At 58.7% G+C, this 1,238-nt stretch carries 2 protein-coding genes; both read right to left on the reverse strand.

Going from position 1 to position 1,238, the window contains the following annotated elements; translation table 11 throughout:
- The coding region (locus tag AAEZ10_RS27160) for a hypothetical protein (protein ID WP_350571767.1) at window positions 1–362 on the reverse strand (362 nt) is incomplete at its 3' end.
- Window positions 363–596: 234 nt separating this feature from the next.
- Entirely contained in the window at window positions 597–956 is a 360-nt protein-coding gene (locus AAEZ10_RS27165) for a DUF6124 family protein (RefSeq protein ID WP_042610027.1), read from the reverse strand.
- Window positions 957–1,238 lie beyond the last annotated feature (282 nt).

Genomic DNA, 1,238 nt, shown 5'->3' on the forward strand with positions numbered 1-1,238 from the left:
TAGAGCACCAGCTCAGGTGTGAGTTCATCATTCCCGGACGTGCGCTCAATGTGAATTTTGATGCGGTTAAGGCCTTTTTGCAGTAAGCCGGCAGGCAGGCGCAGAGGCGTATCGTCGCTTTCCTTGCCCTCAGCGATGGTGGTGCTAGGCCCTTTGTTGTCGTTGACCAGCAGGATGAGCTTATCGTTCTTGGTCTGATTCAAGTAAGCCAGCATGAGGACCAACAAGCCCTCGGTTTCATTGGCTTTCACAATGGTGACGCCGCCATGGACGTCTGCCATTGCAGGTTCCAGCTCAACCATTTCGGGGGCGTACGGGCGGGTCAGTGCAAACGGTTCAACGAAGTTACGGACGCGGCTCATTGCATTCTCCTTGCATGACGTAGGAACGCTCTTGCTGCATCTAATGCGAGACCGGCCGGGCCGTCACCTGTCAACTCTGACAGGTAGGAGGGGGTTTGCGATGAACGGTCATGAAGAGTGTTCCCGTGCACAAAGGCATGCAGACGGGACGCTCCGGGTCCCATCGGGAGTCGAACGCGGAGCGTCCGTTGAGGCATTCCCACGCAGGAGCGTGGGAACGATCATCGGGCTCCGCTACTGCGGCAGCTCCAGATTATCCAGCACCCGATTCACCGCCAATTCTCCGAGCATGATCAGTTGCGCAATCCCCATCAGCGTCCGGCGCTGGGATGGCTTGACCAGCCCGGCGAATTCCTGGGCGATGGTTTTGGCCGAGGCGAGGGTTTCGCAGGCGTTGGCCAGCAGGTCTTCATTTTTGGTGTCGGCGGTGACGGCGTACATGGCGCGGGGGCTGAACGGTGGTGGGGTGGAGCCGGGTGGGCAGAGGTAGTGGTCGAGGGCGCGGTCGGCGGCTTGGTGGAGTTTTTTGGAGTCGAGGGATTCGTAGGGGGAGGTGGGGTCGGTTTCGGGTGGGTTGGGTGTTGGTTTGATCATGGTGAGACTCCGTGGTTGATTTAGCCGCCACGGCTCATCGCTAAACAAGTAAAGGTGGCGGCTGTACGCAGGTTAGCGATCCGGGTCACAGAAACCCCGGGTAGACCCGAAGGTCTCCCACGCACAGCCACCATGACATCAAGTGCAGATCGAAAAATGCAATTGAGACTGGGCATTGGTGCGTCTGTAATGAGTCGGATCGCTAAACCCGATCGCTGATTCGTCAGCGACCGCACCACAATAGAACCCGCCCCCAAGGCGCACAAGCCGGCGGATTCTGGC

Origin of the sequence: Pseudomonas sp. H26/SER47-MNA-CIBAN-0231, from assembly GCF_040310465.1 — a bacterium.
In the GTDB taxonomy this organism is placed as follows: domain Bacteria; phylum Pseudomonadota; class Gammaproteobacteria; order Pseudomonadales; family Pseudomonadaceae; genus Aquipseudomonas; species Aquipseudomonas atacamensis.